We start from the raw sequence: 8,117 nt of genomic DNA on the forward strand, positions 1-8,117 counted from the left end.
ATGGAACCCGATTAGGACGCGTCGTTCAGTCGACGCGTATCCGGACTTTCAGTCCGTAACACTAACCCACCAGCTTTAGCTGGTGGTTGTTGAGTTGAGGCTTCACGCACGACGCTGGTTGTGATTCACTTATGGTGGAGGTGCGCCATGAGGGATCTGTTTTACCTGTCCGAAACACAGTTCAACCGTATAAAGCCTTATTTCCCTTGCCCCACGGGGTTCCCCGGGTTGACGATCTGCGGGTGATCAGCGGAATCATCTACGTCATCCGCAATGGACTGCAATGGAAGGATGCACCCATGGAATACGGGCCCCACAAGACGCTGTATAACCGTTTCGTGCACTGGAGCCGACTGAGCGTGTTCAACTACATCTTTGCGGAACTGGCCGGTAAAGAGGAGAAGGCCGGGCAGCTGATGATCGACGCCACCCATCTGAGGGGCCACCGCACGGCAGCCAGCCTGCTAAAAAAGGGGATGTTCCCCGCCGTATCGGTCGCCTGAGGGCGGCTCAAGGACTGGCGCAGGATCGCCATGCGCTACGACCGCTGCGCCCATACCTTCTTCTCAGCCATCTGCATCGCCCTAACCGTCATCTTCTATCTCAATTAATGAGCCCTGAACCTAGCAAAAATAAGTCAGAAAAAAAGCTGAAAATATGCAAATGGGAGGAATAGCGCCTTATGGCACTCTTATGCGCCATTAATCAGCAAACTCGGATTTTCAATTTGGCTCCATTTCACCGTGCCAGGCTATCCAACTGCTTACCAACGAATGGTTCCAAGGGCCTCCGCCAGTGCTGCAATTAATCGATGCTCATCTGATCTGATAGCTACATTAGCCAGCATAATTAATCAGCATAATTAAAATTATAAATTGCTGTGGAGCGATAGGGGCAATGATACCCTGCAAAAAGTTTCTACGCCGATCGCCGATCGAGCGCCTGGCAGAGGGTCGCACTACCCCAGGCTCGGGAAATCCTGGAACAACAGTGCTTTTATTCAAGATACTTCTTGTCTGTTACCTGCTGTTCTCGGTCATGCTGGTACGGGCCGGGGTGACGGAACCAAACCCGCGCCCGGAGGACGCTTTCGACTTCATGAATGTGTTGGCGAAAAAGAGGCTCCACGACCTGAAGGACGAGCGCTGGAATGCTTATGGCCAGTTCACCTACATTTCCAGTTGGAAAAGTGGATTTCCGGCTTCGTATACCAACCTGAACGGAAGTATCAACTCATTATTGCCGGGAAGCGAAAGAAGCTTTACCGGAACAGCCACGCTGTACCTGGGGCTCAAGACATGGCATGGTGGGGAGATTTATTATGTGCCGGAGCTGATATCCATGCGGCCCTTATCGGACTTGAAAGGGCTGGGTGGAGTCATACAGAATTTCGAACTGCAAAAAGGCGGTAGTGAGACCCCTATCTATTACCAATCCCGGTTATTTTTCAAACAGACTTTTGGATTTGGGGGAGAGCGCATACAACTCACTTCTGATCCGATGCAGCTTGGGACAACGGTAGATAGCAGGCGCCTCGTGCTGAGGTTCGGCAATTTCAGCGTGATCGATTTTTTCGATAAGAATTCATACTCCGGCGACCTGCGCAGGCAGTTCTTAAATATGGCCTTCATGACCTATGCAGCCTTCGATTTCGCTGCGGACGCGAGAGGATATACCTGGGGTGGGGCAGCAGAATATTTTTATGATGATTGGACGATACGCTTCGCCCATGTAACCACCTCCATCAATCCCAATCAACTCCCTCTCGATATGAGGGTATTCAAATATTACGGACAGCAGGTTGAAGTTGAACGCCGCCATTTGCTGAATGGCCATCCCGGTGCTGTCAGGGTACTGGCTTACCGCAATCATGAAAACATGGGTAAATTTAGCGATGCTATTGCTGCCTTCCGTTTCGATCCCAATAAAAATGCCACCACCTGTACGGGCTTCAATTACGGATCAGGTAATGCAGGAGCACCGGATTTATGCTGGGCGCGCAAACCGAACGACAAGATAGGCATAGGGATCAATATTGAGCAGCAAGTGCTGGACGGCGTCGGTTTATTCTTTCGCGGAATGTACAGCGACGGCAAAACTGAAGTGTATTCCTATACCTCTACCGACAGATCGATTTCACTTGGCGCTCTGGTTAACGGCTTCCGTTGGGGGCGGCACAGAGATTTGCTTGGCATTGGATTCGCCGCGGGCTGGATTTCGAGCCAGCATGCCAAATACTTGAATATGGGAGGCATCGACGGATTTATCGGGGATGGCCGGATCAAGGCACACGTGGAGGACGTAGTGGACATTTTCTATAGCGTCAATGTGCTAGGTTCTCTTTGGGTGAGCGCCGACTATCAGCATATTACCAACCCTGGTTTCAATGCCGATCGCGGCCCTGTGAATATTTATGGGCTTAGAGTCCATGCCGAGTTCTAAAATTATATCCCGATTTTTCGGACAGATTCGCAGACACAAATCACCATGAATATTGGTTTCATTGGCTATGGCCTGGACGTGTTCGAGCAAGGGCCGTGGGAGCAGAAATTCCCGACCGTGGCAGCAAGCTGGCGAAGAGCATGGACACACGTCATTCCATTCTTTGAAATCCTGAACCATCTGCCTGTTTGGCGCTTCCTCCCCTTCACCTTCGAAACTCTTGTTGGAAAGCGGGTTTCAATTGAAAGAAGGGAATCAAGGGGCGAAGCGCGTTTTGTATATTTATATAACAAGAAAAAGCAGATAGCAGCGAAAACCTTTCAATACCATCCCGTTTCCACAAATCAAAGAAACCCTCCCGACTGATGCCGCCAGAGCATGGCGTACTGGCTACCCTGCCTGAGAAGCTCCTCGTGCGTGCCCTCCTCGACGATACATCCATCCTTGAGCACCAGCAATCGGTCCAGGCAAGCAATGGTAGATAAGCGGTGTGCAATCGCAATCACTGTCTTGCCTTCCATCAGCCCCATCAACTGATCCTGAATCGCAAGCTCCACTTCACTATCGAGGGCCGAGGTAGCTTCATCCAGTATCAGGATCGGAGCGTCCTTGAGCATGACGCGGGCGATGGCAATACGCTGTTTCTGCCCGCCGCTGAGCTTGACGCCACGCTCGCCTACGTGCGCGTCGTAGCCGGTGCGTCCCAGCCAATCCCTCTGGCTCATGATGAAGTCGTGCGCTTGGGCGCGCTGGGCGGCCGCCTCAATTTGTTCCCGGGTTGCTCCCGGGCTGCCATAGGCAATATTTTCGGCAATGGAGCGATTCAGCAGGGACACATCCTGCGCTACGACGCCGATGCAACGGCGCAGGCTCTCCTGCGTCACTTCGCGGATATCCTGTCCATCGACCCGGATACTGCCTGACTCCATCTCGTAGAAGCGCAACAGCAGATTGATCAACGTGGATTTGCCAGCGCCCGAACTGCCTACCAGCCCCACGCGCTCACCCGGACGAATGACACAATTGAGACTGTCAAGCACCTTGCGGCCGTCGCTCCGACCGAATGTGAAGGTCAATCTCTCGAAACGGATTTCTCCACGTACTTCGCTGACATCCAGCTCATGCGCATCGGGCTTGTCGGCCAGAGCGTTCGTCACGGCAACGGTTTGCATGCCCTCCTGGACCACGCCCATGTGTTCAAAAGCCCGATTCAGTTCCCAGCTTACCCATCCCGCCGCATTGGCGATCGTCCAGGCCAACGGCACAGCCATAGCCACTGCAGCCGCGTCAAGCCTTCCCTGGGACCACAACATGATGCCGATTGCGGTCGTGCCTGCTAGCAGAAGCGCATTGAGCAGGGATAATGTAGTTGAAAATTTTGTGATCATACGCATGTGAGCGGCAATGGCCATCGTATGATGTTCGATTGCTTCGCGCACGTAAGCGTCTTCGTCGCTCGCACGCGAGAACAGCTTAACGGTGAGAATGTTGCTATAGCTATCCACCACACGCCCCATCACGGCTGAGCGCCGCTCGCTGCTGCTTCTTGCCAAGTCGCGCATGCGCGGCACGAAGTACCGCAGAAAAAATACGTATGCGATGAACCATAACACCGTGGGGATCGCAAGCCGCCAGTCCGCCTCGCTCATCAGCCACAACGAAGAAACACCATACACCGCGATGTACCAGATCGCGTGAATGCTCGACACCACACATTCGCGCACCGCATCGCCCATGTGCATTACACGGTTTGCCATGCGTCCGGCAAAATCGTTCTGAAAGAGCGACCAGCTCTGCCGGATGACGTGCCAGTGGCTCTGCCAGCGGATCATGCTGGTTACTCCAGGCACTACGGCGTTGTGACGCACAAGACTATCGATCAGAATCGCGAGCGGCCTGGCGATCAGCACCAGCAATGCCATGCCGAATAGCATTGAAGTTGCATCCCGCAATGCGGCAACTCTTGCGGTCGCCTCCATCACCTCTACAAGGCGCCCAATGAAAACGGGAATTAGCGTGTCGATGAGAGCCACGGCTAACCCGGTAGCAAACAAGGCCGCATATAAACCTTTCGTCTGGCTGATAAAGTGCCAATAAAATGCCAGCAGCTCCGGGGGGGGGGATTTTTTAGGGACGACAGTGGGCCGAACGCGCTGCTCAAAAAAAGCGAACATGTAAAAAGAACCTCAGGGTTGAAAAAACACAGGAGTCTGACTAGAAATGGCAATGCAAATGGGAATGAATTTCGTCTCGCTGCAAACCCGATGCGTGAAGCAGGTCTTGATCGACATATTCATCGTGAGAAAAATTCAGGGAAACCTTTTTTCACCGGTTATGTAACGGCGAGCAAGATAACGTAAGGGATGCTCTCGTAATAAATCGAATTCAGGGACGTTTTGGCTCCTGTTCCAGCAATAGCCAGTAGGTTCGAATGCGCTTAATCCATTCGGATACTCTCGGGTTGATTCAGCCGCTATAACGACTGATTACACCCGAGGTTTACGCGGAAAATGGCTTTTTTGAATGATCTGGGTGGGGCGGCTGCGGGAAGGTGCTGGTGTCCAGGAAGAATGACGGCTAAGTGGAGGAATTGGAGAAATACCGGTTATCCCCTCTCGCGCAAGGGGATTTGGGAAGCACATTTATCTCTTATCCTGCATGGGAGAAGACTGGGGGAAGCATTATTTAGCCCCTCCCCCACTCGTAGGAGAGGGAAATGGATACTGGGAGACGCAACTATCACGTTCGTACTGTAACCATCAAAACGGTTGTTGATTACTGCTTGTAACCGATGGCCAATCCCTGATTGTTATTTCAGAACGAAAAAAGATAAATGGACTCACCTTTTTCACTTGAGGAATCTCTGAGCAAGCCCTCCCTAATGATTTTGTTCGTTTCAGTTACCTGCCTTGCCATGCTACTTGGATGAACTGCCACGGCTCGAAGAGCTGCCTCTTCCACCTCCATGGGATGCTTCGCCACCTTTCCGTCCGGCTTCGCGGGCCTCTTCCGAAGAAAACTCATGGGCAGTGCCTTTCGCATGAGCCGCTTTTCCGCCTTTACTCGCGATTTCCCGTTGTTTCTCTTGATCCATGGAAGCGAAACCTCGCTTGCTGGTATTGCCGCCCCCGCTTTTTGATGAAGGCATGTTTATCTCCTTGTACAAAATATTGAGAATTCCCGTTGAACATCTACTTACATCCCAGATGCTCTGTCATGTCTTCGGAAGCCTTATCTCTGCTATATCTCTGGCTATTTAAGGACCTGTGAAGGATTCCGGTACAGAGATGAATTTCATCTTAATTGGCATACCTGCTGTTTTATGTACGGAGTCCCACATAACCCAAAAAAATCAAGCGGCTTGTGCGCGAGGCGCATTTTTCCCGATCGGCAACATCCGCGACAACATCGATAGCCTGCCCTCCCGCATTTGCTATCCTTGCAACCGATGTTTGAGGGTTTTAGCGCTACGGGCAATAAGAACGAGCTTTGCCCCGTTCTGCTGCAAGCATTGCTGTAGCAAGGCCTACGCCGCTTGATGCGCGGGTAATTGCAATTACCCGAATCGAAGACCGGCCGGACAACCCGGAAGACAAAACGCACGGTTAGATTGAAGCAATCAGTTCTGTCAGGACTTTGAAGTTTACCGGTTTGGTCAGATGATGGTCGAAGCCGCTCTCGTGCGACAGCTGTCGGTCTTTTTCCTGCCCCCAGCCGGTCAGTGCGATGAGCTTTATATTGTTGAACTGCGGCTGCGCACGGATACGTCGTGCCACTTCGTTACCATCCATCCCCGGCATACCGATATCCATCAGAACCACATCAGGCAGGTAATGGGGAATCGTGGCAAGTGCGACAGATCCGCTATCCACTGCTTTGACATCCACCCCCATTGATTGCAACAACATACACAGGACCTCCGCGGCGTCCTGATTGTCGTCGACTACCAGCACGCGTAGTTCATGCGGTGCGAAAGTCACCTTCGGGGATTGGCCGCTTTTTCCATCTGCAGTGATCTCGGACAAAGGCAGGCGCACTGTAAATTTGCTGCCTTTATCCTTCCCTTCGCTTGAGGCTTCGACACTGCCGCCGTGCATCTGGACAAGGCGGTCCACCAGATTGAGACCGATGCCCAATCCCTCCTGAGCGCCCATGCCGCTGCGCCGCTCCTGCGCAAACATATCGAATAAACGCGGCAGCATTCCCGGTAATATTCCTATACCATTGTCCTTCACGGACACGACGGCTTTATAGTCTTCCTGGCGGGCAGTAAGCCATATCTGGCCGCCCTTTCCGGTGTAACGGACAGCATTGTTGAGCAGATTCGCGAAGATCTGCTCCAGGCGCACCATGTCCCCATACACAATCAAAGGTGTATCGGTGATGGATACGCTCAATTCGAGCTCCTTCTCCCTTATCTGATCCATACTGGCCTCGACTGCATTGTGCAAGGCAATGGCCAGATCAGTGGGTTTCTGGCGCAATTCAACCTTTCCGCTGGTGATGCGCGATATCTCCAGGAGATCATCAACCAGTCGAACCATGTAGCTGACCTGCCGGCTGATAACGGGCAACAGACGAGGTATTTCCGCCGCTCCATCGGGGCGTGCAATGAGTGTCAGCGCGCTGACAATCGGTGCAAGGGGATTACGCAATTCATGCGCCAGCGTAGCCAGAAACTCATCCTTGCGGCGGTCGGCCTCCAGCAGAGCGGTTTCCGCAGCTACTGCTTCAGTAATGTCTATCGATATGCCCACATGCCCCGCATACTCATCTCTGGCCGTGAACCACGGCAAGGCATACGATTTCAGCCAGCGCCACTCTCCCTCGGCTGTCCTGACCCGGACCCGATGTCTTAAACGCGCGCGGTCATGCAGCGCCCGCTCGAATGCGGCAAGATACGCCGGTGCATCGTCAGGATGGAGAAGTCGGCGCCATCCGGTCGGCATCAGCTCTTCCAGGCTCCTCCCAAACATGTACTGGTAGCGCTGGTTAAGATAAACCGCATTTCCTTGTGGATCCACCTGCCAGATGAATGCTGGGGAAGCCTCGGCCAGCGCACGGAATCTTGCCTCGCTCTCGCGCAGGCTACGTTCGACGCGTTTGCGGTCCGTTATGTCGACCACATATGCTACCGCCTCGTTGCCGTTGAGTTGCTTCATCGCGATTAACGCCCACCAGCGGGACCCATCCTTGCGAAATAACTCCTTCTCATGAGGGACGGCACGTCCTATTGCCTTGAGTTCCTCTGCAGCCCGGGAAGTAGTGATTTGCCACTCCGGCGGAGTTAGCTCATCGCATTGCAGAACCCCTGCCCGCTCATCTTCCCGGCTGAAGCCGCTCATCTCCAGGAAGGCGTCGTTCGCTTCAGTAATCCGATTTTCGCTATTGAAGAAAATAATTCCGACCGTCTCAATCTCGAGTGCCTGCCGGAAGCGCTGCTCGCTCTCACGAAGCGCCTGCTCAGCCAATGCCTCCTTGAACCTGATTTTCTCCACTTCATGAGCACGTGCCCTGACAAGCTCCGTTGTCTCGGTTACCGTCACCAGCACGCCCGACACCCCAGTTTGCTTCGCATCCTGATCTGCTTTAGGAATTCAGGACCAGACAGAAAGTGAGTTTTTCGGCAAACTTGACCTTGAAAGGAGGGCTGTTTGCCATGAAGAAGAAGCGGT

At 53.0% G+C, this 8,117-nt stretch carries 5 protein-coding genes and 1 pseudogene; 3 read left to right on the forward strand and 3 right to left on the reverse strand.

The annotated features are described in order from the left end of the window. Positions 1 to 147: 147 nt before the first annotated feature. From C8R21_RS16755 to C8R21_RS14675, 3 genes and pseudogenes are all read left to right on the forward strand, one after another. Positions 148 to 342 (forward strand): annotated as a pseudogene (locus C8R21_RS16755) (transposase); the annotation flags it as partial. Between the two features lie 555 nt (positions 343 to 897). Continuing rightward, positions 898 to 2,442 (forward strand): carbohydrate porin, encoded by a 1,545-nt coding sequence (locus tag C8R21_RS14670; RefSeq protein ID WP_258192441.1) that lies wholly within the window; start codon positions 898 to 900, stop codon positions 2,440 to 2,442. Positions 2,443 to 2,487: 45 nt separating this feature from the next. Then, positions 2,488 to 2,808: a hypothetical protein gene (locus C8R21_RS14675; protein ID WP_107763363.1), complete on the forward strand. Its 321-nt coding sequence runs from the start codon at positions 2,488 to 2,490 to the stop codon at positions 2,806 to 2,808. Here C8R21_RS14675 and C8R21_RS14680 read toward each other — a convergent pair. The 3 genes from C8R21_RS14680 to C8R21_RS14690 all read right to left on the reverse strand — a co-directional run bounded on the left by C8R21_RS14680 (position 2,787) and on the right by C8R21_RS14690 (position 8,003). Continuing rightward, entirely contained in the window at positions 2,787 to 4,616 is a 1,830-nt protein-coding gene (locus C8R21_RS14680; protein ID WP_107763364.1) for an ABC transporter ATP-binding protein, read from the reverse strand. The genes C8R21_RS14675 and C8R21_RS14680 overlap by 22 nt on opposite strands. A gap of 743 nt (positions 4,617 to 5,359) precedes the next feature. Continuing rightward, on the reverse strand, positions 5,360 to 5,590 hold the full coding sequence (locus C8R21_RS14685; RefSeq protein ID WP_107763365.1) for a KGG domain-containing protein: 231 nt from the start codon (positions 5,588 to 5,590) through the stop codon (positions 5,360 to 5,362). Positions 5,591 to 6,047: 457 nt separating this feature from the next. After that, a complete protein-coding gene (locus C8R21_RS14690) occupies positions 6,048 to 8,003 on the reverse strand; it encodes a PAS domain-containing hybrid sensor histidine kinase/response regulator (protein ID WP_258192442.1) in 1,956 nt (651 codons plus the stop codon). Between the last annotated feature and the right edge of the window lie 114 nt (positions 8,004 to 8,117).

Origin of the sequence: Nitrosospira multiformis, from assembly GCF_003050865.1 — a bacterium.
In the GTDB taxonomy this organism is placed as follows: Bacteria; Pseudomonadota; Gammaproteobacteria; order Burkholderiales; family Nitrosomonadaceae; genus Nitrosospira; species Nitrosospira multiformis_E.

Excerpts from the sequence above, each read along its gene's own strand:
- C8R21_RS14670 (WP_258192441.1), top strand. The coding sequence starts at position 898 with ATGATACCCTGCAAAAAGTTTCTACGCCGATCGCCGATCGAGCGCCTG.
- C8R21_RS14675 (WP_107763363.1), top strand. The coding sequence starts at position 2,488 with ATGAATATTGGTTTCATTGGCTATGGCCTGGACGTGTTCGAGCAAGGG.
- C8R21_RS14680 (WP_107763364.1), bottom strand. The coding sequence starts at position 4,616 with ATGTTCGCTTTTTTTGAGCAGCGCGTTCGGCCCACTGTCGTCCCTAAA.
- C8R21_RS14685 (WP_107763365.1), bottom strand. The coding sequence starts at position 5,590 with ATGCCTTCATCAAAAAGCGGGGGCGGCAATACCAGCAAGCGAGGTTTC.